Below are 26,058 nucleotides of genomic sequence, written 5' to 3'. Positions count from 1 at the left end.
TACATCGAGGGTCATAAAGTTTTTTGCGAATAGATAGCCTCTTATACTAAGACGATTGATCAATCAGTGCCACCACGAAATGTTACTAACTCTTCAACATATCTTGTCATTCTGACCACTGATTACGAATATATTCTTAATAATGAATATTAAATGTTTGTAGCGGCAGATTTTTGTTAAAAATTTATGGTCATGCTCGTTTTTTGCCTAGAATGAATGCGCTCTATTGTATAAACTACGGCTCATAAAGTAATAACAGTTAATGTGACTTGTTAAAACGATAGACAAAATAATCAATGTAGCCTAGGAGCGATCATGAATTTTTTACGTATGAGTGAGCTGACCTTAACGGATAAAGTAGTATTGATCCGAGAAGACCTGAATGTGCCTATTAAAGACGGAAAAGTTGCGAGTGATGCACGCTTGCAGGCCAGCTTGCCAACCATCAAGATGGCGTTAGATAAGGGAGCAGCTGTCATTGTATGCTCGCATCTAGGTCGTCCAACAGAAGGCGCTCCTGAACCAAAATACTCTCTTGCGCCTGTCGCTGAGTATCTGACAGATAAGCTAGCTGAACAAATAAAACAGCCAGTAATGCTTAGCAATGATTATCTTGAGCAAGGCGTAGATATTAAAGCTGGTGAAGTGGTTTTATTAGAGAATGTTCGTTTTAATAAAGGCGAAAAGAACAATGACACTGCGCTAGCGGAAGCTTATGCCAGTTTGTGTGATGTATTTGTAATGGATGCATTTGGTACGGCTCATCGGGCGCAGGCTTCTACAGAAGGGGTGACTCAAGCAATGCGTCAAGCTGATAAGACGGTATGTGCCGGTCCATTACTCGCCGCTGAGCTAGATGCACTAAGCTTAGCGCTCAAGACTCCAGCTCAGCCGATGCTAGCCATTGTTGGTGGCTCCAAAGTCTCTACCAAGCTTGAAGTTCTTCATAGCTTAGCGGATATCTGCAGTCAAATTATTGTTGGCGGCGGTATAGCGAATACCTTTTTGGCAGCGCAAGGATATAGCGTCGGTGCATCATTGTATGAAGCAGAGTTAGTCGATACAGCTCGTCAAATCATGACTAAGACTGATATCTTGTTGCCTGAGTTTGTGGTTGTTGCTGATAAAAATGACATTAATTTTGATGATTTTATAGGCTCATTACAGCAAGCAAAAGCCACTGTTAAAGCAGTGAGTGATATTGGCGACGATGATATGATATTAGACATTGCGCCGCAAAGTGCTGAGCAACTGGCTGATGCCATTATCAACGCCAAAACTATACTGTGGAATGGGCCAGTTGGTGTATTCGAAGTAGACGCCTTTGGCGCTGGTACTGAGATTTTAGCGCAAGCAGTAGAAGACAGCGATGGGTTTTCGATAGCGGGTGGAGGTGACACTTTGGCTGCCATTGATAAATATAAAGTGGCTGATAATGTAAGCTATATGTCTACAGGTGGCGGGGCATTCTTAGAGTTTGTTGAAGGCAAGACTTTACCTGCCGTAGCTGCCTTACAAATTGTAGAAAAATAGCTGTTTAAAGATAAACGGTTATAAATACAGTATGGAAGGTAACAGCATTATTACTGTAAAATTACCAAATATTAATATAAGTCACGCTACTAGTAACATTACGCGTACAAATGAAATTTAATATTTAAGGTAGGCTATATAGATGTTATCAGCTGTGCTTGTTATCTAATAAGAACAATGAGTATATAAAGTTGATAATTGAGGATTATTATTAAGCAGTTATTATTTGTTAATATACTGAAAATTATTATTGCATGTCTTATTTGCTACCTATAAAATAGCGCCACCATGTATTTTGACATGCATTATTTATGAGGGGTTTATTATGTTAAAACGTCATTTGTTACTTGCTAGTGTCCTTGCTGGTACGTTTGCAGTCACTGCGTGTAGTCAACAAACCGAAGAGCAAACAGAAGCTGCGGTTGAATCTGCGGGTGATGATGTTGCTGCCAATACAGAAGAAGCTGCTAATGAAACTGAAGCTGCTGCACAAGAAGCTGAAGTAGCGGCTCAAGAAGCTGGTACAGAAGTCGCTGAAGGCGCTGAAACAGCTGGTGCTGCTGCTACTAATGCTTTAGAAAATACTGGTGATGCTATTGCTGAAGGCGCAAACGAAGTTGTCGAAGGTACTGCTGCAGCGGTATCTGAAGGTGCTGACGCTGTTGCTGAAGGTGCAAACGAAGTTGAAGTTGAAGCTGAGCAACAATACTAAGTAATTTAGCTTAGTAATCTAATAGTCAATATATTGATTACTGTTAGATGAGACGTTAAGCTATAATCATTAGACGAATACTTACTCTATAAGCCCTGAAAAATTTAAAAAGCCTTGACAGTAGTCAGGGCTTTTTTGTGTTCGTTATTTGACATAGACCATGAAAGTTAGATTACTGTAAATATCAACGACTTGGAAAACTGACCAGATAAATAAATACTGGTGTAACTGCTACGAGGCGTAGATAATTTTTGCTATAATCACCCCGCTATAATTTGGGTAAGTAAACACTGTGATTATTGTTTATGGTTGCAGTTTGTGCTTAACGCTGAGTAATTGTTAGGTTTAATCTGATTTTTAAGCTTACTCTATTTTTTAGTATACCTATCATGTTAAGTGCATGATATTTTGCAGTTTTCAATAACGTTATTATTTTAAAACCAATCAGAGAGCGTTTTATGGCCTTAATCTCCTTACGTCAACTTTTAGATCACGCCGCTGAGCACAACTACGGTGTGCCTGCTTTTAACGTAAATAATTTGGAGCAAATGCGAGCGATTATGATGGCCGCCGATGCTTGTGATTCTCCTGTCATTGTACAAGCCAGTGCTGGCGCGCGTAAATACGCTGGTTCGGCATTTCTACGACACTTGATTATTGCCGCTATCGAAGAATGGCCTCATATCCCAGTTGTTATGCATCAAGATCATGGCATGTCACCAGCCATTTGCCAGCGCTCAATTCAGCTTGGATTTTCTTCAGTTATGATGGATGGCTCACTGGGTGAAGATGGTAAAACGCCGATGGATTATGACTATAATGCGAGTGTGACGCGTGAAGTCGTCAAGCTTGCTCACGCTTGCGGCGTCTCTGTAGAGGGTGAGATTGGTTGTCTAGGTAGTCTTGAGACTGGTATGGCTGGCGAAGAAGACGGTTCAGGGGCAGAAGGCGTTCTTGATCATGAGCAGCTGTTGACCAGTGCGGACGAAGCTGAACAATTTGTCAAAGACACCAATGTTGATGCACTAGCGATTGCGATTGGTACCAGTCATGGTGCTTATAAGTTTACGCGTCCACCCACAGGTGATATCTTATCAATTGAGCGTGTAAAAGAGATTCATGCACGTATACCCAATACTCATCTTGTCATGCATGGCTCATCATCAGTACCGCAAGAATGGTTGAAAGTCATCAACGAGAATGGTGGAGATATTGGCGAAACCTACGGCGTGCCAGTTGAGCAGATCGTAGAAGCCATTAAGCACGGTGTACGTAAGGTGAATATCGATACTGATTTACGTTTAGCGTCGACAGGTGCTATTCGTGAATACTTGGCAAAAAATCCTAGTGAGTTTGATCCGCGTAAATATTTTAAAGCTTCTATGGTAGCAATGTCAGATATCTGTAGCAACCGCTTTGAGGCCTTTGGTTCTGCTGGTCAGGCGCATAAAATTCGTCCAATTAGCCTTGAAGGCATGGTTGATTTTTATCAATAAGCTCATTTATTGAAAAGTTCGATTTAGGACTTGCCTAAGGGGTGTTAGATGTATGTATACTAATGCTCCTTATATAAAAGTTTCTTATAAATTGTTTGTGACAGGTGAGGTACTATGATTGGTCTGATTACTGGGCAAGTACAATATTTAATGGCACCGACAGCCTGTATCATAACAGCCTCAGGCGTAGGTTATGATATCGAGCTACCATTACCCTCATTTTGTCAGCTACAGTTGGAACAGCAAGCAAGCATCTGGACGCATTTTCATGTCCGAGAGGACGCGCAGTTGCTGTATGGCTTTATCGATCGAAAAGAGCGTGATGTCTTTCGCCAGCTTATCAAGATTAATGGGGTTGGGGCCAAGATGGCGCTTGCCATGCTGTCTGCTATGTCGGCAGCTGAACTAAAAATGTATGTGGCGCAGGACTCAGAAACTGCGCTTACTCGTATACCAGGTATCGGTAAAAAAACAGCACAGCGTTTATTGATTGAGCTTAAAGATAAGCTCAAAAATATCGAAGTCGATGATAGTCATTTAGAGTTTGACATTCAGCCAGTGCCGGTCACGCAGGAAGGAAGTATCATTGCTGAAGTAGAAGGCGCACTGATTAGCTTGGGCTATAAAGAAAAAGAAGCACAGCAGGCAATTAAAGCTGCCAAAAGTAACGGTGATGTCTTTGCTGATACGCAAAGCTTGTTAAAAGCCACCTTACAGCAGTTATCTGGTTTTTAGCCTGTTTGTCTTACATACACAGTTATCTATGGATAAGCGACACTAGTTGTCGCTTATTTTCGTTTTAATGCATACTTTAAAACGTTTTACATGACTTATCCGCTAGGTTTGGTTATGCTATTTATTACCTTTACCTTGTTTACCCTCTTAATATAATGATAGAACCTATGATGCAAGACCGCTTAATTAATCCGCTAGAAGGGGGAGATGATGCCCCTGATAGCAACATTCGTCCTTCGCTTCTGTCTGAATATATCGGTCAGCCAGTCGTGCGTGAACAGATGGAAGTCTTTATTGGTGCCGCGCGAGGTCGTGATGAAGCATTAGATCATACTTTGATTTTTGGTCCGCCTGGTCTGGGTAAGACGACGCTTGCTAATATTATTGCTCGTGAAATGGGTGGTAATCTGCGTTCGACATCAGGCCCTGTACTTGAGCGTCCAGGTGACTTGGCCGCCATGCTAACCAATTTAGAAGCTGGTGATGTGTTGTTTATTGATGAAATTCATCGTTTAAGCTCAGTCATTGAAGAGATACTATATCCAGCAATGGAAGACTTTCAGCTTGATATTATGATTGGGGAAGGCCCTGCTGCACGCTCTATCAAACTTGATTTACCGCCTTTTACTTTGGTCGCAGCGACGACGCGAGCAGGGCTTTTGACTTCACCACTACGTGATCGTTTTGGTATCGTTCAGCGCCTTGAGTTTTATAATATTGCTGATCTGACGACTATTGTAAGCCGAGCGGCGCGCCTAATGCGTGTGTCAATGAGCGAAGATGGTGCTATCGAGATTGCACGCCGTGCGCGAGGTACGCCAAGGATTGCTAATCGCTTATTACGGCGAGTACGTGATTATGCTGAAGTAAGAGGGGATGGCAGTATCAACGGTGTTATCGCTGCTAGTGCGCTAGATATGCTAGCAGTCGATCGGCGTGGTCTAGATCATCTTGATAGACGTTATATTGAAATTTTGCATGAACGCTTTGACGGTGGTCCGGCAGGCGTGGAAGCAGTGGCGGCAGCCATGGCAGAAGATCGCGGCACACTTGAAGATGTGATCGAGCCCTATTTGATTCAGCAAGGTTATGTATTACGTACCGCTCGTGGTCGAATACTAACTCAAGTGGCGATTGATCAGATACAGTAAAAACCATCTGACCGCTTGAATGAAAAATGCGCCGACTTTATGGATATGAAGTCGGCGCATTTTTCATGTAGGCTTATTTTATACTTCTACTGCTTGAGGTGTTTCTATTACTAAAGGTTGAGGCCAGATTTTACCAGGGTTTAAGATATTATTAGGATCAAGAGCGGACTTGATGGCTTGCATTAGCGGTATGGCGTTGCCATGTTCTTGATCCATGTATTTTTGCTTACCTTGACCGATGCCATGTTCACCAGTACAAGTGCCATCCATCTCGATAGCACGTATAGCCAACCGTCCGATGATCTCGTCAGCTTTGGCAGTCTCTACTGGATCATCAGTATCAACCAATAATAAAACATGAAAATTGCCATCGCCAACATGACCGACCATAGGGCCTATCATTCCAGCATCTGCAATGTCTTTTGCGGTAGCGCTGACGCATTCAGCTAAGCGCGAAATAGGCACACAGGCATCAGTCGATAAGGCTTTTGCTTCTGGACGCAGGGCTGAGCTGGCATGATAAGCATTGTGGCGCGCTTGCCACAGACGTTTGCGCTCAGCTTCATTAGTATCCCAAACAAAGTCAGTACCGCCAAACTCTTCGATAATATCATTAAAAGTCTGTGCTTGTTCGCGTACGCTCGCTTCAGTCCCATGAAACTCTACAAACAGGGTAGGTGTCTCAAGTAGATCAAGATTTGCGTATTGGTTGCAGGCTTTTACTTGTAAAGCATCAAGCAATTCGATTCGAGCGATAGGTAAGCACATCTGAATGGTAAGCATGACGGCCTGACAGGCATCTTCAATCGTTGGAAAATGACAAAGACCACTACCAACACATTCACTAAGCCCAAACAGTTTGAGTGTGACTTCGGTGACGATACCAAGCGTACCTTCAGAACCTATTATTAAGCGCGTCAGATCATAACCTGCAGCCGACTTCTTGGCACGCGTACCAGTTCGTACGATCTCTCCGTTTGCTGTCACCACTTCAAGCGCCAGTACCACATCTTTCATCGTGCCATAGCGTACTGCGTTAGTACCTGAGGCGCGGGTCGCAACCATACCGCCGATACTAGCATTGGCGCCTGGGTCTATCGGGAAAAACAAACCTGTATCACGCAGATAATGATTCAGCTGTTCACGCGTGACGCCTGGCTGTACAGTCACTGTCAAATCTTCGTTATTGACTTGCAAGATAGCATCTAGCGCATGCATATCGATTGATAGTCCGCCATAAGGAGCATTTAATTGACCCTCAAGCGATGAGCCAATGCCAAAAGCAATGACTGGCATTTTATGCTGGTTACAAATCGCGACTGCTTTAGCGACGTCGTATTTATCTTGCGCAGTCAGTACGGCATCTGGTGGCTGGTTAGCAAGCCATGTCATGGTATGGCCGTGTTGTTCACGGACTGTCAGATTGGCACTGAGTTGCTCACCAAACTGAGCTTGTAGCTCAGCGATAGCGGCACTATAGTCTGGTTTAGAGGGTATAGCATTAACCTGAGAGCTGATCATAACTTATCCTTGTTAGTAAAGCGGCAGCTTTAAGCTAAGATGCGCCAAATAACCGCTAGTATAGCCAAAATATAAAACACAGGTGATAGCCAGCCGACCACTTGCGTTGCTATAGCGACACATAAGCCAAATCCTGCTAATGCTAGCCAGTCGCGGCGGCGATCATTGAGCATGTCTGCACGTATCTGCTGAATCTCACGTAACTGACTGTCTTGACGCGACCCTTGTGAAGCAAGACTTTGCAGACCTTGATCTAGCAGTTTTGGAATGTCAGTACTGGACAATAAAATCTCTGGAAGTTGTGCGCGTATTTGTTGGAAGTTACGCATAGGATCAAGCTGCTCTTTAATCCAGCTGCTTAAGATCGGTTTGGCCAATGACCAGATGTCCAAATCTGGATACAAGTCACGACCAAGGCCTTCAACATGTACCAAAGTTTTTAATAACAACATCAATTGAGGTGGGATGCTCATATGATGGCGACGGGCAATGTCTAAAATTTGCATTAAGACACCAGCAAAGTCAATCTCATCGATAGACTTTTGTAGCATCGGACCAACGGTGCGTTTCATATCGCGCATCAAAGCATGTTTGTCAGTATTCGGTGGGATCCAGCCAGCACGGCTAACGATATCGACCATAGCAGTGAAGTTATTGTTCATGACGGCCAATAGCATACGCGCTACAATCAACTGATCGTCTTTCGATAGCGTGCCCATGATGGCACAATCAAGACCAATATAACGCGGTTCATAACCAAGGTCGACTGCTTGTATGTTATCACCCAATGTCTTAACTGGTGGGGTCTCTACAAATACATTCCCCGGATGCATATCAGCATGAAAGAAGTTATCTCGAAAAACTTGGGTAAAAAATATCGTTAATCCTTTTTCTGCGAGTGTTGCCCGATCATAGCCTAACTGATCAAAGATATGCGTTTGTGAGATCGGTACGCCTTGAATGCGTTCCATGACCATGACGTTTTTTGCAGCGTCGTAAACCTCAGGTACATACATCAATGCCGAACCCAAAAAGTTGTTACGCATCTGAGTGGTGTTGTCTGCCTCTAAAGTCAAATCCAGCTCGTTGAGCATGACTTGACGATAGTCTTCAACGATATCAATTATATGTATCGCACGTGCCGCTTCAATCCGTGCCGATGCCCAACTGGCAAGCTCACGCAATAGCTCAAAATCTGCAATAATAGTTGTGCGGATATTGGGCCGCACGACCTTTACTACGACTTCACGACCGTCTCTCAATGCTGCGGTATGTACTTGAGCAATGGAGGCTGCGGCTAATGGTTTGACGTCAAAGCGAGCAAATAGCGTCTCAATAGACTGACCCAGACCATGTTTTGAATTTTGAATTTGAGAGATGGCGATATCAGCGTCAAAAGGTTTTACCTTATCTTGTAACTGAATCAGTTGTTCAATAATTTCAGGTGGCACTAAGTCACGACGGGTGGATAGTAGCTGACCAAGCTTTAAAAACAGCGTACCCATATCTTCTAGTGCATACTTAATCGCGTTTGGCTGATGTTTTTTACCCCAAGCCGCTGGGTGCATCCGAATCAGACGTAAGATTGGCTGCAGCTGAGGAGATTCCTCAGCCGTAAAGTGAGTATCAATACGGTAGCTTGCAGCGATGCGCCAAAGTTCGAGAAGACGGGCGCGGTAGGATAATAGCATGGGCGGTGGTTACTCTAAGTAGTTACTTGAAATAAACAGTCTAGATAAGAATGCGGATAAGATGAATAAGGTAAGTTATATTTATCTATCGGTTAAGCGCGCTTGCTCAGCTTTAATCGCTGCTAACCGTGCCTCTTCACGCTCAATATCAGCACGTAGCTTAAGAATTTGCTGCTTAAGACTGTCTGCTTCTGCTTTTTCGATAGGGTCAGGTGGGCTGTTGCCGGCTACGTCATTGGCCCAATCACTCACATCGTCAAAAGTACGTTTGGCAGTATGGCGAAAGCTGCCTTTGAGCTGAGATATCAGTAATTGCAACTGGCTAGCCATCGGCTTGCCAATAAAAGGTTCGAGCTGTCCTGCAATATCAGGGTCAAATCCGGCGACCAGCTGTTTGAGCTGCATCAATACTTTATAGTCACCGTCAATCGGCAGATTGCCTTCAGCGCCGCGTATCAAGTTTAAGAGCTGAGCGGGGTTTTCGACATTAATAGTGCAGTCTGGACGACTATGGCCAATACGTCCCATATCCTTGTTTGCTTGTTGACGCTCATCAGCATCTCGACCAAAGCTTTGCCCGCGTGGCTCAAACACACTATTGGCAGTAATGGGCTCAAAACGCAGATGCTCATGGTTAAATAAAATATCTACTTGTACCTTGGGCGTGACCATATTTAATCGCAGTACTTTACCAGCAAGCGGTGTCAGGCCAGCTTTAGTAATATCATCACTAGCAATAGCCATATTGATGAGTTTTTCGGCACTTGCCAAAAGTAATACCGTTAGCATAATACTCTCGCATATCAAAAATAGTTATGGTCATGCTGTAGCGTTATCAGAATTGTCAGCACTGTTTTGAGGGTTAAATATTATTGAGCAGTCAGCGTTATGCCTTAAAGCCTCTATGCACGGCAACGATACCAGCTGTCAAATTATGGTAATCACAGTTTTCAAACCCTGCTTGTTCCATCATCTGCTTTAAAGTGTGCTGATTCGGATGCATACGAATCGACTCTGCTAAGTACTGATAGCTTTCTGAATCGTTCGCCACAAGCTTACCCATAAGAGGCAACGCAGTAAAAGAGTATAAGTCATAAGCTTTAGATAATGGCTCAAAAATAGGTTTTGAGAACTCTAAGATTAATAAACGCCCGCCTGGCTTTAATACACGGTACATTGAACGTAGAGCCGCATCCTTGTCAGTGACGTTACGTAGACCAAAGCTAATCGTCAATAAGTCAAAACTCTCATCTTCGAAAGGGGCGAGAGTTTCAGCATTGGCAAGGACAAAGTCAACGTTGTTACAGCCGGCATTAATCAAGCGCTCACGGCCAACTTCTAGCATCGCTGCATTAATGTCTGACAAGACAACATGACCATTGCGACCTACTTCACGGCTAAACACTTTAGCCAAATCACCTGTACCACCTGCGATATCTAATACGTGTTGACCTGCACGTACGCCAGATAAACTAATAGCAAAACGCTTCCAAAGGCGATGAATACCAAAAGACATCAGATCGTTCATGATATCGTATTTTTTGGCAACTGAGGTAAATACATCAGCCACGCGCGCTTGCTTTTCAGCTTTGTTGACAGTCTTGTAACCAAAATGAGTCTGTTCTGAACCATCAGTATCCAGTGTATGCGGGTTGTTGATATCATCACGTTGATTAAAGGCTGTTTGTGGCTTTTGATCGTTTGAGATCGGTGCTGAGTGGTTGCTCATTTTGTTGTCATTATATGGCATAGTGGTTTGTTGACCTTGCGATGTTCCTGTTGGTAAGTCTTGTAGTTGAGTAAAGTCGCTATTGTTGGTATTTGCAGTACTGGCATTGTTTACTATTGAATTAGGGCTCGGCGTATTAAAAGTAGGGTTTACACGAGCTTGAGCCTTGGCACTAATGCTTTCATTATGAGCGATACTATCTTTAACTAGTTTATCTTGAATATGGCTGTTCGTAGTGAACTTGTGATTGGTTTTTTTTAAGTCATTGGTCATAGAGTCGTCCTGTGGCCTATTATAGTGTCTATTTGGCTCTTGCAATTATTCAATCATAATTACTCTTTGTCCAAATGTAAAAGCATTTTGCTAGCATTAAATGACCAACAGTGATTGATCATTACAATGCGCGCAAAATGCTCAACTTAGCGACTGTTCAAGACTATGATACAGCAAATACTTCGACGTTGTTGTTACTATCAGCCTGATGAACTTGATCAATGATTTGCAGTTCACGTTTACAGAATGGTTCAATAAAATCACTCACACTTTTAAGAGGCTTCATCGCGGTAAAGCCTGCATCGATAAAGTCGTATAAGGGTTGATAGCCGCGACTATATGCCGTACTTTTAGCAAAAGAAAAAGCCTTACGTAGCATAAAGGAGTTGAGATACTTATCTGTACGATAGCAGACATCCTTGAGGTTATTAATCTGTAGACGGCGTTCGTCTGCTTCATCGACCGCACGATAGGCGGCAAGCATATTTTCTTCATTAACTGCTAAATCTTGCTCTATTAACCACTGTGCCAAATGCATATCCAGCTCAATTGCCAAAATAGCGGCCTGAACAGCCATAGTGCCAGTCTGTAATACGGACTCTTTGGCAAGTTTCTCAAGCTTTTTTGCTTTTGGAAGTATACGTTCTAATTGCTTGGCCAACAGTTTAAATTCATCGCCACCATATAGTTGGGTGAGAAAATAATTTGCCATAGGCTTATTCTTTGGCTGCCCAAATAGCTCTGAATGAGTACGCTGAATACGTGCCCGTTGCCATGCTTGTACGTCCTTGAGCTTAGCATCTAATGCTTCATCATCGTGATAAGGAAGTGCCCAATAGCGCGTTAAATGCTGTTGTAAATCAGATAAAGCAGACATAGAAGTTTGTCCTGTATGGTTAGGTATATATTTTTAAATGAAAATGACTTTTATTTAAAAGTTATAAATGTTGGTAAATAGCATCGCTAGCGTAATATATTACCTTAAAAGAATTTAAGTTAGAATACAAATGTCAAACTGTTACATAGCACTGTAATTTACTGCTTAAGCAAGTGCTATTATTATGAAAGGTCGATAACTAATAACCTCTCGCATAAAAATAAAATGGAACTGACATATGTCTTATAATAAATCAGATGAGGCACAAAAAGCCACAGGCATTCAAATTGAAAAACAGATGATAGATCAGCGTTTGACTCCCAACCCTTTAAGTCAGTTTTCATTAGACAAGGATGCATTGAGATTGGCGTTGGTGACGGCGCAATATGCACTACGAGAGACGCGGCAGCAAACGACATCTCCTACCCACAAGCCAACCGGACTATTGGTACTCGTCAATGGTATGGAGCAAGCAGGCAAGGGGACGGCGGTCAAACAGCTACGTCAATGGGTCGATCCAAGATTATTAAAAGTGGAAGCAACCATTGGCCATCCGCCACTGGCGTATCAGCCTATTTGGCAAGCCCATACTCAAGCCATACCGCGACATGGCGACGTCATGGTCTATTTTGGCAACTGGTATGCAGATCTTTTGTATCATGTGATGCACATGGCGACCACCGCTATGCAGGACGATGAACATCAGGTGCTCCCCATTACCAAATGGCAAGATTATTTACGGCAAGCCCTGCGCCAGTTGCAAGTATTTGAGCGTGATCTAGCTACAAACCAAACCAAACTACTCAAGTGCTGGTTTCATGTTGAGGTTGAAACCTTACAAGCACGTCTAAAGGATAAAGAAGCTGATCCCCAGTTTTTGTATCAAATTGATTGGGGTGATAGCGACGTAGTCGCGCAGTTTAATCGTGTGGCAGCTGAATTATTGAGGCAGCAAGATGACTGGATCGTTATCGATGGCAGCGACAAATCACAAGCAGCAACTGAGTTTTGCCATCAGGTATTACAAGCGATGCAAGGAGCGCTGGCAAGTAGTATCAACATACATGCATCTGCCGACCTTAAAAGGAATAGTAAAACTATCAATACGATTACTAGTACGCCTAAAAGTGACGCCAGCCTAAGTGACGACAACAGGCAGCCAAAACTTGTCTCTGTAGATATACCCGATCAATTAATAGATATTAAGAATCCTGATATCGATAAGTCCGACTATCATAAACAACTTGCAAACAAGCAGTCTGAGCTTGCAGAGTTACTACGCACGCGTAAAGGTCGTCATGTGGTATTTGCCTTTGAGGGAATGGACGCAGCAGGTAAGGGCGGCGCTATTAAGAGACTGGTCACGCCACTCGACCCACGTGAATATCAAATTTATAATATTGGCGCACCGATGTTGTATGAGTTGCAGCATCCTTATTTATGGCGGTTTTGGACACGTTTGCCAAATGAACAAACGGATCGTATGAGCCGTATCGCTATTTTTGATCGTACTTGGTATGGACGGGTATTGGTCGAGCGTGTCGAAGCATTGATAGATGAGTCAGAATGGCAACGCGCTTATGATGAAATCAATCGTTTTGAGGCAGAGCTCATGGCATCAGGAACGATTGTCATAAAGTACTGGCTTGCCATTGATAAAAAAGAGCAGTTGAAACGCTTTGAGGATCGCCGCGAGACGCCGCATAAGCAATTTAAACTCACTGATGATGACTGGCGTAATCGTGATAAATGGTCAGACTATGTTCAAGCAGCAGCTGATATGCTGGCACGTACCAATACTACTAGCGCGCCCTGGTGTGTCATCGCAACCAACCAAAAGCGTTATGCTCGTTTACAGGTATTAGACCATGCTATTGCACAGCTAAAATCTCACTTATGAATGTCAGGTATTGTGTTGTTTTTTATAGCAAAGCAATTAATGAGTAGGCATCAAGTTTTTTGGTCAGAATAATTCGTATGTTTTCTTTGACAATTCATTGTGAATATCGATAATAGGACAAACGAAAATTAAAGGTTTTATCAATTCTATATTTAGCCTAAGTATTAGGCTAATAAAAGACAGATTTTAGCGTTTTAGTTACAAATCTTGTAGTATCGTCATGCAATATGTCTGATTATTTAATATAATAGGCGCGTGATAAAAACGACCAAATAGCATTATTTCAATTACAACTATTATGAATGAACTGTTAAGCCGCAAGATGCTTTAATCGAATGATTTAGCGTGATACTTGCGGCTTAATGGTATGATAAACGCGCTACTTTCTATCATACATTCACATCGCAAATATTTTCAATCAGCTTACGCAAGGCGCATTAATTTATGGGTATTAGCAGCAGTTCTACAGGGTCGACCAAACAAGTTGGCACTATGAGAATCAATTTATTTTTTGCTATTTTACTGATTGCGATGACCGGCTATTTTTTATGGTGGGGACTCGATTATACAATGCGTCAACAGACGACGCTATTTATTGTGGCAACCGCTTTTGGTGTCTTTATGGCATTCAATATCGGTGGTAATGATGTCGCCAACTCATTTGGCACTTCAGTCGGTGCTGGTACATTAACTATTCCACAAGCACTGGGTGTGGCGGCGATCTTTGAAGTATCAGGAGCGGTGCTGGCAGGCGGCGAGGTTACCGATACTATTCGTAAGGGTATCGTTGATTTAGACGGCTTACCTGTTAGCCCCAACCAGTTTATTTATGTCATGTTATCTGCGTTAATTGCCGCCGCATTTTGGCTGTTGTTTGCTACGCGTAAAGGTCTGCCAGTATCCACTACCCACTCTATTATTGGTGGTGTGGTTGGTGGCTCTATTGTGTTGGGTTTTGATTTGGGTGGTAGTGCAAGTGCATTTTCTACTGTTGATTGGGGTACGATAGGGACGATTGCCATTTCTTGGGTACTGTCACCATTGTTAGGCGGTGTATTGGCTTATCTACTTTATGGACAAATTAAGAAAAACATCATTGATTATAACGATAAAGCTGAAGCTCATATCGGTGAGCTAAAAGCCAGTAAAAAAGTCTTGAAACAAGACCATAAAGAGTTTTTGGACAGTCTATCAGAGTCAGAACAGCTGGCTTATACCTCCGCGATGCTACGCGATCAAGAGATTTACAAAGATGATGACTGCGTGGTTGAAGACTTAGAAACAGATTATTATAAAGAGCTTTATAAGATTGAGCATGAGCGCAGTAATCTTGATACGCTAAAAGCCATTAAGCAGTGGGTACCCATCATTGCTGCCATGGGTGGTATGGTGATGACCTCTCTTGTGGTCTTTAAAGGCCTCAAAAACGTCAATAGCAATATGACGACCCTGCAAGGTTTTTTAATCATGGGCATGATAGGGGCGCTGGTTTGGTTAGCTACCTTTATCTATACCAAAAGTATTCGTGGTAAGCACAAAGAAGATCTTACCAAAGCGACCTTTATCATGTTTAGCTGGATGCAAGTATTTACAGCATCGGCATTTGCCTTTAGTCATGGCTCAAATGACATTGCCAACGCTGTTGGACCTTTTGCCGCGATTATGGATGTTATTCGTACTAATGAAATTGCATCACAAGCGGCTGTTCCGCCTGCTGTGATGTTGACTTTTGGTGTGGCACTTATCGTCGGTCTTTGGTTCATTGGTAAAGAGGTGATTCAGACAGTCGGTACGAACTTAGCGAAAATGCATCCAGCATCGGGGTTCTCTGCTGAACTTGCTGCCGCAGCTGTTGTTATGGGTGCATCTACGATGGGATTACCGGTATCTAGTACCCATACATTGGTCGGCGCTGTATTAGGGATCGGTATTGTTAACCGTGATACTAACTGGTCGCTTATGAAGCCTATTGGTTTGGCTTGGGTAATTACTCTACCGGTGGCGGCAGCATTATCGGCCATCAGCTATCTGATCCTCAAGCAAGTTTTCTAGTTAAGCTGTCGTAAAAACCTAAAAAAACGCTTATCAACATCATGCTGATAAGCGTTTTTTTGTAGAGGGTTTAAGATTTAATATCAATAAAATAATATTAAAAAACTAAGCAGTACCAAACTGCTGGCGTTTTTTGGCAAAGAAGCGATCTAGCCGATCCATAGCATCTTCTAAATCGTGAAGATTAGGTAAGAACACCACGCGGAAATGATCAGGTGCATCCCAGTTAAAGCCACTCCCTTGTACCATCAATACTTTTTCTTCAAGTAATAGCTCCATCATAAACTGCATATCGTCCTCGATAGGATAAACGGCAGGATCCATCTTTGGAAAACAATAAAATGCGCCTTGTGGCATAGTACACGAGATACCTTTTATGGCGTTAAGACGAGAAACAGCCATTTCACGCTGCTTGTATAGACGTCCTTTTTCTGAGGTCAGCTCTTTGATACTCTGATGACCACCCATCGCGGTCTGAATAGCATATTGCCCAGGTACGTTTGAGCATAGGCGCATGGAGGCCAGCATGTCTAAGCCCTCGATAAAGTCACTGGCATGTTGTTTTTTGCCCGAGACCATCAACCAGCCAGCGCGAAAACCTGCAACGCGATGCGACTTAGATAGTCCATTGTATGACAAGATAAGCACCTCATCAGACAAAGTGCTCATAGGCGTATGGGCCATATCATCATAGAGTACGCGATCATAAATTTCATCTGCCATGATGACCAAATCATGCTCGATGGCAACTTCGATAATTTGCTTGAGAATTTCGTCTGAATAAAGCGCACCCGTTGGGTTGTTAGGATTGATAACGACAATGCCCTTGGTTTTACTAGTAATCTTTGATTTGATGTCTTCAATATCAGGGTGCCAATTGTCGTCTTCATTACAGCGGTAATGTACGGCGGTGCCGCCAGAGAGATTGGTCGCTGCTGTCCATAGTGGATAATCTGGCATCGGAATCAATACCTCATCCCCATCATTCATTAGCGCTTGCATGGTCATAACAATCAGCTCAGAGACGCCATTACCCAAATAGACATCACGCACATCTACAGCAGAGAGCAGGCCTTTTGATTGGTAATATTGTAATACGGCTTTACGTGCTGAAAAGATACCCTGCGAGTCTGAATATCCAGTGGCTTCAGGCAAGTTCATTGCCACGTCACGCAATATTTCATGGGGGGCACTAAGTCCAAAAGGCGCAGGGTTACCAATGTTCAACTTTATAATACGCTGACCTTCCGCTTCCATCTTATTCGCTGTTTGCAGCAACGGCCCTCGAATGTCATAGCAAACGTTTTGTAATTTAGTAGATTTTTTGAGTGATGTCATAGTATTACTACCTGTATTTATTTTATGTTTTGAGTCTGCTTGGTGATCTGTTAACTGTAGTGCGCTATTAGTTTCTTTACTGACAGGTCTTTCTTGTAGATGAAGAGGCTGTTGTTTGGCTTGGTCGTTTGATAGGTTAGCTGTTTTATCGTTACTAGCAGCGTTTTGTTTCATAGCCTCTTTTTGTATATCGCCACGAAGTAAATAGCCTTCGCTGCATCCTAAAATACGTGCGAGGGTTGGCAATTTAGAGGAAACAATACCGTTAGTGCCACGCTCCCAATTAGAGATAGCACCGCGACTAACTTTTGCACCAGCTGCAGTCATCGCTTGGGCCAATTGTTCGGCAGTAAATCCTTTTTCACGGCGTAGCGCTACTAAGCGTTCAGCTTGTGCCATATTGCTTTTATTATCATTCATAGTTGTCTTAGCCTATTATTTTGATAAGTTTTATCATTATCTATTGCAAGATATTATTGCATTATCCATATAGATGCAAGTTTTTTAATTATTGTCTTTGCAAGTTATTCTTGCATTCGACTATGTTAAAGTAAGAAGGCTGCAGCCAACACGTTGTAGTTAGATTTTTTGCATCTGATATATTGGTTGTCATAAGTATTAATAAGTAATGGCTATCGTAGATGACATATATATGTAACGGAAATTGTATAGTTACCTTGAATAATCGTTATATAGTCAATAGATAGAAGGTGTTAGATTAGTCTGCCAATGTATTTATAGCAGGGTAGTGTTTGTAACAAAACGCTATATACAGACTAGATAACCCATACTCTAATAAGGATAAACCATGCAAGATAACCAATTAAGCAAAGAAGAAATCAGCCAATTGACTGAAGCTGACTGGAAAGAGCGTTTAAGTGCTGATGAATACCATGTGATGCGTGAGAAAGGTACAGAGCGCCCATTCACAGGTGTGTACAATGATGCGACCGATGATGGCGTTTATCGCTGTAAAGGCTGCGGTGCTAGCTTGTTTGATTCGAGTAGTAAGTTTGATGCTAGCTGCGGTTGGCCAAGTTTTGACCAAGGTATTGACAACAGCGCGATTGACGAGCACGTTGACAACTCGCTAGGCATGACTCGCACAGAAGTCACCTGTAGCAATTGCGGTGCTCATTTGGGTCACGTATTTCCAGATGGTCCTACCGAGACGACTGGTATGCGCTATTGCATCAACTCAGTATCTATTGATTTAGATAAGTCCGAAAAGTAAGTCATGTAGATGATTTTAGAAGTGTGAGAGGGAAGTACTTGGTGCTTCCTTTTCAATAGTATTTGCTTGAATGCTCAAAAAAATAAAAACCTCCATTTAAGGATGAATAATGAGTACGATTTATGATTTTACCGCTGAGCGCATGGACAGTAGCTTGCAAGCATTTTCTGATTACAAAGATAACGTATTACTAATCGTTAATACGGCAAGTAAATGCGGTTTTACGCCGCAGTTTGAAGGGTTAGAATCATTATACCAACAGTACAAAGATCAAGGACTGGTCGTCATTGGTTTTCCTTGTAACCAATTTGGCAGTCAAGATCCAGGCAGTAACGATGAGATTGGTGCGTTTTGTCAAAAGAACTATGGTGTCAGCTTTCCTATGATGGCAAGAACCGATGTCAATGGCGCAGATGCCCATCCTATTTACGAATGGCTCAAGAATCAGAAAGGCGGGGTATTAACCGACGGTATCAAATGGAACTTCACCAAGTTTTTGGTCGATAGTAAAGGGCAAGTTATCGAACGCTATGCCCCAACGACTAAGCCAGAAGCCATCAAAAGTGATATTGAGCAAGCACTGGCGAATAAATAAATAGCATATTCAACAAACTTTGATTTTTTAGAAAATATAAAAGTAATAAAAACAATTGCTTGCTAAAAATTTGAAGAAAAACGTCAAAAATATCTTAAAAAGTGGAAAATAGCGTTTGACAGTCATGTGTAAATCTATATAATACACACCCACAGCAAGGGGACTTATTAAACAACCCTAGCTGATTAAGTTAACCTGAGTGTGACAGCTTATGTTAACAAAGCAATACAGAAATTCTATTTAAAGAATTTCTCTTGCGAACCTGAAATTGCAGTGCAATTTTTTAACGGTTCTCAGGGTGATTAGCTCAGTTGGTAGAGCGTCTGCCTTACACGCAGAATGTCGGCGGTTCGAATCCGTCATCACCCACCACTTATTAGCTTGTGGTAAAAAAGCTAAACGACCTAAGCAGCGGTAGTTCAGTTGGTTAGAATACCGGCCTGTCACGCCGGGGGTCGCGGGTTCGAGTCCCGTCCGCTGCGCCATATTTAAAACGAATTTAGACTCTCGAGTTTAAGCAAGTTTCGCCTCAAACATTAGATTGTTTGAGGTTTTTTTGTGTCTGTAATTCTCCTTAAAACCTTTATCCGTAAGGGCTAGTTACTCTGTCTTTATCAACCCCTAAGAAGTAGTCTACTCTTTAATAATGTATTTTCTATAAGTCTGTGTGCGTGTACTCTGACTCTTCTAAATCGGTGACCAAGTGCTCGGTGACCAAACGGTGACCATTTTGTGACCAAGATTATTAAAAGTTACTGATGGTAACTGATCCCCAAATTTTATGCTTATCGATAAGTTCAGGAGCTTAAAGTGTTAGACTCAATTTAAGTGTGAGATAGAGATGGAAACCTTTCTACCCATTCACTAATAACCAATTTGCCAGTTTCAATACAAAATGGTATAGCCCACAATCTCAATTCTTCTGATAAATGAAAGCAATATAAAGGTGTTTCGAACTGATGATGTTTAGGATAAATAAGCATCATGTCCCCACCACCATCCAAATACTTATGACCATAAGCAAACAACTGATAAATATCTGACTGACTGATATTGTAGTCGTTATCATTGTCGCTTAAGTTTATTAACTTCCATTTGGTATCGAGTACATGGTGATTTTTTCTTTCTTTACTTATTAATAGATCAGGCTTCAATCGAAAGCGTGATTTTAAACTTTCTTGGTCATTCACCATGTGCTTACTAGAAGCTTGTGTTGTTAGTTGCCAGGGCGCCTTAACATCTCGTCGTAGGCAGCTTGCTACATACTTTTCGAACAAAATTTCCATTGGGAATAACAATGCAATACCCCGGTGCTCTCCCTTTTGAAAGTTTGGATTAAGCTTTTCGAGTATTAATTGGCACCATGGCTTTATTGCTCGGTAAGATTGCAATATTTTGATGTCTGACCATTTAGGCATTGAGTTTAAAGGCTCTCTAAGACTCGTTATAGGATCTAAGATGTGTGATAGCTCATTAGCCAGTCGCCAGTTCTCAGAACTCTTACAGTGCTGCTGTACGTAATCTAATGCCGTTTTGATTAATTGGTTCTCAAGTCGATTGGGATGATAGACATCATGACGAATATGAAAAAGATGAGCTCGGCCAACCGTTTGCCTTTGTTGAACTGCAATATCAAGCTGGCCACGAATAAATCTACTTTCTTCTTCGATTCTTTGATAGTCAAATCTGAGCCCAGACGCTATCAACTCCTTTAACAGATATAAAAATTGGTAGTATATCCATTCATGAATAGGTAGATTCATTCGATTGAGATTGGCGGATTGGGCTTCTTTATGAGATAAGTTTAAGACGGAGCTTAGTATTTTGCATAAGACGGCTCTGCTCTTATCGGGCTCCTGTAAACCTAATCCTGTCTTTGGTAGCATCTCAATACCTTCACCACAAGGACTTTCTAAATAACCTACGTAAGAATGTAGCTGTAAGTATTGTGGACGCTTATAAGTAATAAACCGCCCATAACTCTCTTTTTCACTTAATTCCACTAACCAATCAAATGTTTCTTGCTTGATAATAGCTAAATCTAAGCTAGAAACATTTGATTGGTTGGTAGTTAGCTGAGCATATTCTCTGACTTGAATCATGCTTTGACATCCGAAGAATTAGACTTAAGCTCGATTAATATTTTCTTATAGGATTCGGGATTGTTAAAAGCAGTCTCATTGATAAGGTAACGACGATCGTTTAGACCTTTAATACTACTATCAAATAATTCGCTAACGGTCGGAGTTATCTCCCCAGTTTGAATAAATTGCTCTGAGTTATGTTTGCTAGGGTCATTCAATACCCAACTAATACGCTCCCAGTCCGAGAAGAAATATTCTTGCAGTAAAGGGATAATTCGTCTCTTAAAAATATTACCTAATTCAATTTCTTTTTCGTCATCTGAATCCAAGTCTTTCAAAGACCAAAAATACGAGTGACCTATTGTGTGTTCACGATCTAACAGCACCTCAATACGCTGATTCATTACTGTTAATACTTCAGATATGGGAGTCTTATAAACTTCTATGCTATCTAAAAGTTCAGGTTGAGGTAATAGCTCAACAAAATCAAATCGACGGCGTAATGCTAAATCTAGCTGTGCAAGAGATTTATCAGCGGTATTCATAGTTCCCAGTACGTAAAGGTTTGAAGGAACTGAAAATTTCTCTTTAGAATAAGGCAGTATCACTTCGCGCGCATCTGTACCATCTTTACGTTTATCAGGCTCGAGCAATGTAATAAGCTCGCCGAAAATACGAGATATATTGCCACGGTTAATTTCGTCAATTATCAGTATATGGTTATTTGAATCTTTTGCAGAATCACTTATAGATTGGCTATCTAGTGAATAACCTTGATGTTCTAAGCTTTCGGCTAAGTCATTCCATGTAAACCTATCAATCTTATAACAAGTTTTTTGAGTTAAGTTGGTATTATTATTTAAGGCATATATATCAAAATTGATATCTTGTAGTATCCAATTTACCTTACGAGTGTGATGGAACTCGGCAAGACCTTTAAAGCTTGTATCAAACTCATAGTCTGACGTTACTATGCCAATAGCTCTTACAGTGTTTTTATTTTTAAGACAAAGTAATACATCTCCAACTTGAATTTTTTCAGAAAAAACCTTTATAGAAGACTTGTCATTGCTACCAAGTCCTTCAAGATATGACAGTTCTTTTTCTGTGCGCTCAGATATATCAGAGTTCAAGTCTCCAGTATATCCCCAGCCAATTCGAGCCTCACCATTGCTGAAGCAATATCTGCGTAATTCTTTCTGCTCGGAATCACCAAGAGATATCTTCCAAAACTTGGGCGCATCTGATAAGCCAGATATATTGTTTCTCGTTACTGTGCGTGAAGCACGCTCTGAAACTTCCTTAAATATACCTGCTTCAACAGTATACGATATCTGACCTTCTTCATTAGTATTTGCTCTAATTCCCTCAACAAAATCCTCATAAGAAAAGCTTTGATGAAATGTCGTAAACGCAATACGCTTTTTCGCTGTTAGTTCATCATACTTATCTTTGATTTTTTGACGCTTGAACTTGTCATTGTTTAGAGACTCATACCAATCAGGAGCAACGCACTGTACAGCAAGTTCTGTAGTACAGTAGGTCTTACCTGTTCCAGGTGGTCCATATAAAATTCGATTAAGGTTAGTCATATTTGATTCTTTACTTTTCGATTTAATGTTATACCCACTCTGTTGTGATGCAACTTTCCTATTAGAGTTTTCGAACCATGCTTCATACGATATTTGCCAAAATGGCTTATCAGTATAGGCCCTTAAACTTGTAAGAATTTTTTGATAATCAGACCAGTTTTCTCTAGGCAAAATAAAGCCTTTATTTTCGAGCCATGGTTCAGTTTGTGCATCTATGGGTAGGTACTGTGATGGACTAATATAGAACAAATATTGAGTAAGTTTTGTAAATCCTGTACCAAGTATTTTTAATGCTGAATTAAAGTCTTGCTCTTTAATATCACCATTACGAGCTTGCCGAAATAACTCCCAAAGCAAGGGAATTGAGTCATCAGAACGTAAATACTCATATGGAAATAACCAAAATTTCTGTGCTTGAGATGTAGGGACTCCATCAAAATCTTTAGGAACAGTAATATCTAGTCCTATCAACTTTATTAGTTCTTCAACAAATTTCCCTCTATTCTTAACTCCAAATTTCATAAAAGCAGCAAAAAAAGTAAAAGGATCTATCTCTTTCAATTCTTCTTTTTGATTCTCAATATGTTCATCTTCTAAACCTTTAATAATACCAATTTTAACGAGTGTATTAACTAGCTCAGGCTGCCTATCCTCGTAGTCAGCTATCCAATCCGCAATAGCTTTAAAAGCCGGAATCCATGTGTACTGTTCATTGCGCGGTCTGACATCCATTAAATAATATTCCATATAATTTTTTCTAACTATTCAAAAATAAAAATTTTCTCGGCACTAACCCAGTCGGAAATCGCTCAAATATTTGAGATTATATGTATGCCGCTAAAGGCATAAACGTAAACAGGAGCGACACCATGAGTAATTCTAATAAAGCAAAGCCAACTTCGAACCAAGGCAACGGCGGAAATTGGCCAACTAAGAACGGTTCAAGCAATCCATCAGGGTCAAATCGCGGAAATGCTAAACCCAAATAAACTTAATCATATCAATACGAGGAAGATAGGTGTAGGTTTTCCTACATCTACTTGGAATAATATGAGATATTCAAGTAATAAGGATTTTAACAAACAAGTTCGAAATTTAATTAAGCAAGGATGGGAGTTTCAGCGCCGTCATAAACATTGCCAATTGATAGCACCTAATAAAAAAAGCATGATTTTTTCAAACTCTCCAAGTGATTATCGAGCTTACCAGAACTTCTTAAATGACATTAAGAACATACAGAGAGGATATTTAGAATGACTAATACATACTACCCTTCGACTCCTTACTTTCTACCTGCGGAGATAGTAAGAGCAATTGCTAGAGCGATTGACACTAAAAATGATAACGCCTCATTGGACAATAAATGTAAAGATTCATATTTGAGTAGAAGTGAGCTTGATGTACTTATCGAGGAACATATTTATAAACCAATTGCGAAAATAAAACTTAAAAAGTCAATTGAAAATGAAATAAAAGCTTTAGTAGCTCAAGTGTTCGATAACTACTTGCAAATTGTTGCAAACTATAGCTTAGCAGAATGGACTAGAGATGATACAGGAGCTTGGATTATTGAGGTATTCTTCTGCCCGTATATGATGAATGCCATTCATTTATTGGGAAAGAGAACAAAGCCGTTTCAGAAATCAGATTATATGGAACTAATAGTAGCTGAGTCTTTAGGTATAGACATTGCTTTAAATATTATAGAGCAAAGAGCCGAAGGCTGGCAGGAATTCTATAGAAAACTGGCTAAAACTGAAAAAGATAAAATAACCTCATGGCGTCGTGGTGAAAGCCTACCTAGTTTCTATAGTCTTTATAACCTTTGTAATTCCTATAATAAAGATAATTCCAAAAACGTACTTTTATTCCTAATAGCGGCCAGAGCGATTGAATACTTTAAGATAACGTATAAATCTAACACATTAATGCAATATGTCGACGAACCTGAGTTATTAGAAGATTTCATTGACTATTTTAAATATAAAATTTGCGACCTGCTGGATAGAAATGCGCAGTATGCCGCTTATTCAAATCAAACTGAAAAACCAGTACATCAAATGTCTAGTATAATCTCAATGTATCTAGTAAAAATCTTGAGAGAGTTTGCAGATGGTAATTTAAAGCAATCTAAAGAAACTTTCGTTAAAGCATTTGATTTAAGCTTATACCGGTGTGGTGATATGTGTGAAAAGGTTATTGAGGTTGGTTTTGTCATTGCTAGCTGGCAAGAGTCACCTGATATGAGTTTAATATCAAAGCTGAAAAGCGTTCAAAACCTATATGGCTACACACTACCTACGATAGTGACTGAGGATACCAAACGCAAGAAAGAAAACCTAGTTGAAGACTGGGAAATCAATATGTGGCGAAGCAATGCCCAGAGGGTGTTCAATAACTTTAAGGTTGAACTACCAAAAAAATACCAGGTGAGTTCAGCTATCTTACCTGTATATTTAGATGCAAAAGAACTGAAGCTTGACCTCAAAAAACCGAATAAGAAATTCAAGCTAAATGACAATAACAAGCTTCATAGAGATAAGAATAAGAAGAAGCAAGTAACGACACAGCTCATTTGGAATACATTGTTAGAAGACCTAGATGCCGTTAATCAACTCTTGCAAGCTGGTGCTGACATCAACATCCTGTCTGATAACAACGAATCGGCTTTATTAATCGCTCTGCAGCACATGAATTTAACTCAATTTGATGAACCAGACGATAGCTTTTATCAAATGCTTAAAAATCTGGAGTATGCGCCAAAGACAATCAACGCAGTAACTGCTAAAAAGCATCTTTTTCCACTATTAAGTGCAGTGCAAACGGGGCGACTTGAGATCGTTGAACATATTGTAAACTTAGGGGCAGATGTCAATCAAAAAGGTGGTGGCAGCCATCTAGACGCCCTAACCATGTGTATATCTCTAATTGGAACAATTAAGAACTCAAAACTACCACTTAATCAGTTTGACATGATGGCTAAGATGGCTAAAGACCCAAAAGTCGTAATAGAAAGAATGAACGACTTTGAGTTTTCGACCTTCATCAGAGACACACAAGGTAGTTTTGGTGTTAATAGACAACAGGTGACTAACCATCTTGCTCAAAGTATGAAAAACTCAAACGCAATGGAGATTTTTAAAGAGCTATCTGAAGTCTTCAAAGAACAAGCTCATGCAAATTACGAGTCATTTGATCTAATAGAAATGCGAAAAATAGCAAAGCTACTAATTAATAAAGGTGCAAACCCTAGCTCTAAATATGACTGGCATGGCATCCACGGGTACACTCCATTCTTACTATCCTGCGAGCTAAATGAAGCTGAACTGGTCTCTCATATGCTAGATAACGCTACTGATTACTCAAAAGATGATATGATCAATACGGTATATAGAGATCGTAGAAATGGTCAAGCTATCGGCTATGAGAGAATTTGTAAACACTTCAAGGCTGACTATGTACTGGATGTTATAGACAGGCATTTAACTTTAGCTAGTAGTGATGAAGTGAGTTAAATTCATCTATGTGGAGTTTGCACAAGATAC

The 26,058-nt window shown here is 40.9% G+C and carries 18 protein-coding genes and 2 tRNA genes; 12 read left to right on the top strand and 8 right to left on the bottom strand.

Annotated elements, in window-relative coordinates; all coding sequences use genetic code 11:
* Nucleotides 1-315 precede the first annotated feature (315 nt).
* The 5 genes from ACS8FB_RS04080 to ruvB all read left to right on the top strand — a co-directional run bounded on the left by ACS8FB_RS04080 (nt 316) and on the right by ruvB (nt 5,627).
* The gene (locus ACS8FB_RS04080) at nt 316-1,533 is read left to right on the top strand and encodes a phosphoglycerate kinase (RefSeq protein WP_439261141.1); all 1,218 of its coding nucleotides are present in this window, start codon (nt 316-318) and stop codon (nt 1,531-1,533) included.
* 325 nt (nt 1,534-1,858) lie between these two features.
* On the top strand, nt 1,859-2,245 hold the full coding sequence (locus ACS8FB_RS04075) for a hypothetical protein (RefSeq protein ID WP_439261139.1): 387 nt from the start codon (nt 1,859-1,861) through the stop codon (nt 2,243-2,245).
* 458 nt (nt 2,246-2,703) lie between these two features.
* The gene (fba, locus tag ACS8FB_RS04070; RefSeq protein ID WP_439261137.1) at nt 2,704-3,741 is read left to right on the top strand and encodes a class II fructose-bisphosphate aldolase; all 1,038 of its coding nucleotides are present in this window, start codon (nt 2,704-2,706) and stop codon (nt 3,739-3,741) included.
* A 114-nt stretch (nt 3,742-3,855) separates the two neighbouring features.
* Nucleotides 3,856-4,476 carry a Holliday junction branch migration protein RuvA gene (ruvA, locus tag ACS8FB_RS04065; RefSeq protein ID WP_439261135.1) on the top strand — a complete coding sequence of 207 codons (621 nt, stop codon included), beginning with the start codon at nt 3,856-3,858 and terminating at the stop codon, nt 4,474-4,476.
* Nucleotides 4,477-4,646: 170 nt separating this feature from the next.
* The gene (ruvB, locus tag ACS8FB_RS04060; protein ID WP_299188522.1) at nt 4,647-5,627 is read left to right on the top strand and encodes a Holliday junction branch migration DNA helicase RuvB; all 981 of its coding nucleotides are present in this window, start codon (nt 4,647-4,649) and stop codon (nt 5,625-5,627) included.
* A 78-nt stretch (nt 5,628-5,705) separates the two neighbouring features.
* On the opposite strand, the gene ACS8FB_RS04055 is transcribed toward ruvB, so the two are convergent.
* From ACS8FB_RS04055 to ACS8FB_RS04035, 5 genes are all read right to left on the bottom strand, one after another.
* Nucleotides 5,706-7,148, bottom strand: a complete 1,443-nt coding sequence (locus ACS8FB_RS04055) for an FAD-binding oxidoreductase (protein ID WP_439261133.1) — start codon at nt 7,146-7,148, stop codon at nt 5,706-5,708.
* 29 nt (nt 7,149-7,177) lie between these two features.
* The gene (locus ACS8FB_RS04050) at nt 7,178-8,839 is read right to left on the bottom strand and encodes an ABC1 kinase family protein (RefSeq protein ID WP_439261131.1); all 1,662 of its coding nucleotides are present in this window, start codon (nt 8,837-8,839) and stop codon (nt 7,178-7,180) included.
* 81 nt (nt 8,840-8,920) lie between these two features.
* The gene (locus ACS8FB_RS04045; protein WP_439261129.1) at nt 8,921-9,628 is read right to left on the bottom strand and encodes a ubiquinone biosynthesis accessory factor UbiJ; all 708 of its coding nucleotides are present in this window, start codon (nt 9,626-9,628) and stop codon (nt 8,921-8,923) included.
* A 97-nt stretch (nt 9,629-9,725) separates the two neighbouring features.
* Complete coding sequence (ubiE, locus tag ACS8FB_RS04040) at nt 9,726-10,568, bottom strand: bifunctional demethylmenaquinone methyltransferase/2-methoxy-6-polyprenyl-1,4-benzoquinol methylase UbiE (RefSeq protein WP_439261297.1); 843 nt, start codon at nt 10,566-10,568, stop codon at nt 9,726-9,728.
* A 436-nt stretch (nt 10,569-11,004) separates the two neighbouring features.
* Entirely contained in the window at nt 11,005-11,718 is a 714-nt protein-coding gene (locus ACS8FB_RS04035) for an FFLEELY motif protein (protein ID WP_439261127.1), read from the bottom strand.
* 238 nt (nt 11,719-11,956) lie between these two features.
* Here ACS8FB_RS04035 and ACS8FB_RS04030 point away from each other — a divergent pair, with 238 nt between their 5' ends.
* On the top strand, nt 11,957-13,618 hold the full coding sequence (locus ACS8FB_RS04030; protein ID WP_439261125.1) for an ATPase: 1,662 nt from the start codon (nt 11,957-11,959) through the stop codon (nt 13,616-13,618).
* Nucleotides 13,619-14,062: 444 nt separating this feature from the next.
* A complete protein-coding gene (locus tag ACS8FB_RS04025; RefSeq protein ID WP_439261123.1) occupies nt 14,063-15,670 on the top strand; it encodes an inorganic phosphate transporter in 1,608 nt (535 codons plus the stop codon).
* A gap of 105 nt (nt 15,671-15,775) precedes the next feature.
* Here the strand turns inward: ACS8FB_RS04025 and ACS8FB_RS04020 are convergent, their stop codons facing one another.
* A complete protein-coding gene (locus tag ACS8FB_RS04020; protein WP_439261121.1) occupies nt 15,776-17,428 on the bottom strand; it encodes an aminotransferase class I/II-fold pyridoxal phosphate-dependent enzyme in 1,653 nt (550 codons plus the stop codon).
* A 388-nt stretch (nt 17,429-17,816) separates the two neighbouring features.
* Between ACS8FB_RS04020 and msrB the strand changes: the two genes are divergently transcribed.
* From msrB to ACS8FB_RS04000, 4 genes are all read left to right on the top strand, one after another.
* Nucleotides 17,817-18,242 (top strand): peptide-methionine (R)-S-oxide reductase MsrB, encoded by a 426-nt coding sequence (gene msrB, locus ACS8FB_RS04015; protein WP_319050608.1) that lies wholly within the window; start codon nt 17,817-17,819, stop codon nt 18,240-18,242.
* Between the two features lie 109 nt (nt 18,243-18,351).
* Entirely contained in the window at nt 18,352-18,837 is a 486-nt protein-coding gene (locus ACS8FB_RS04010; RefSeq protein WP_439261120.1) for a glutathione peroxidase, read from the top strand.
* Nucleotides 18,838-19,133: 296 nt separating this feature from the next.
* Nucleotides 19,134-19,209, top strand: a tRNA-Val gene (locus ACS8FB_RS04005).
* A 36-nt stretch (nt 19,210-19,245) separates the two neighbouring features.
* A tRNA-Asp gene (locus tag ACS8FB_RS04000) sits at nt 19,246-19,322 on the top strand.
* Nucleotides 19,323-19,661: 339 nt separating this feature from the next.
* On the opposite strand, the gene ACS8FB_RS03995 is transcribed toward ACS8FB_RS04000, so the two are convergent.
* Nucleotides 19,662-20,939, bottom strand: a complete 1,278-nt coding sequence (locus tag ACS8FB_RS03995; protein ID WP_439261119.1) for an McrC family protein — start codon at nt 20,937-20,939, stop codon at nt 19,662-19,664.
* The gene (locus ACS8FB_RS03990; RefSeq protein WP_439261117.1) at nt 20,936-23,260 is read right to left on the bottom strand and encodes an AAA family ATPase; all 2,325 of its coding nucleotides are present in this window, start codon (nt 23,258-23,260) and stop codon (nt 20,936-20,938) included. The genes ACS8FB_RS03995 and ACS8FB_RS03990 overlap by 4 nt, the downstream gene beginning before the upstream one ends.
* 506 nt (nt 23,261-23,766) lie before the next feature.
* Between ACS8FB_RS03990 and ACS8FB_RS03985 the strand changes: the two genes are divergently transcribed.
* Nucleotides 23,767-26,028: a hypothetical protein gene (locus tag ACS8FB_RS03985; protein ID WP_439261116.1), complete on the top strand. Its 2,262-nt coding sequence runs from the start codon at nt 23,767-23,769 to the stop codon at nt 26,026-26,028.
* The last annotated feature ends 30 nt before the right edge of the window (nt 26,029-26,058 follow it).

Source organism: Psychrobacter sp. 1U1 (assembly GCF_051847535.1).
GTDB lineage: Bacteria > Pseudomonadota > Gammaproteobacteria > Pseudomonadales > Moraxellaceae > Psychrobacter > Psychrobacter saeujeotis.
The sequence above is the reverse complement of the archived record's forward strand: the minus strand, read 5'-3'. Positions and strand labels throughout refer to the sequence as shown.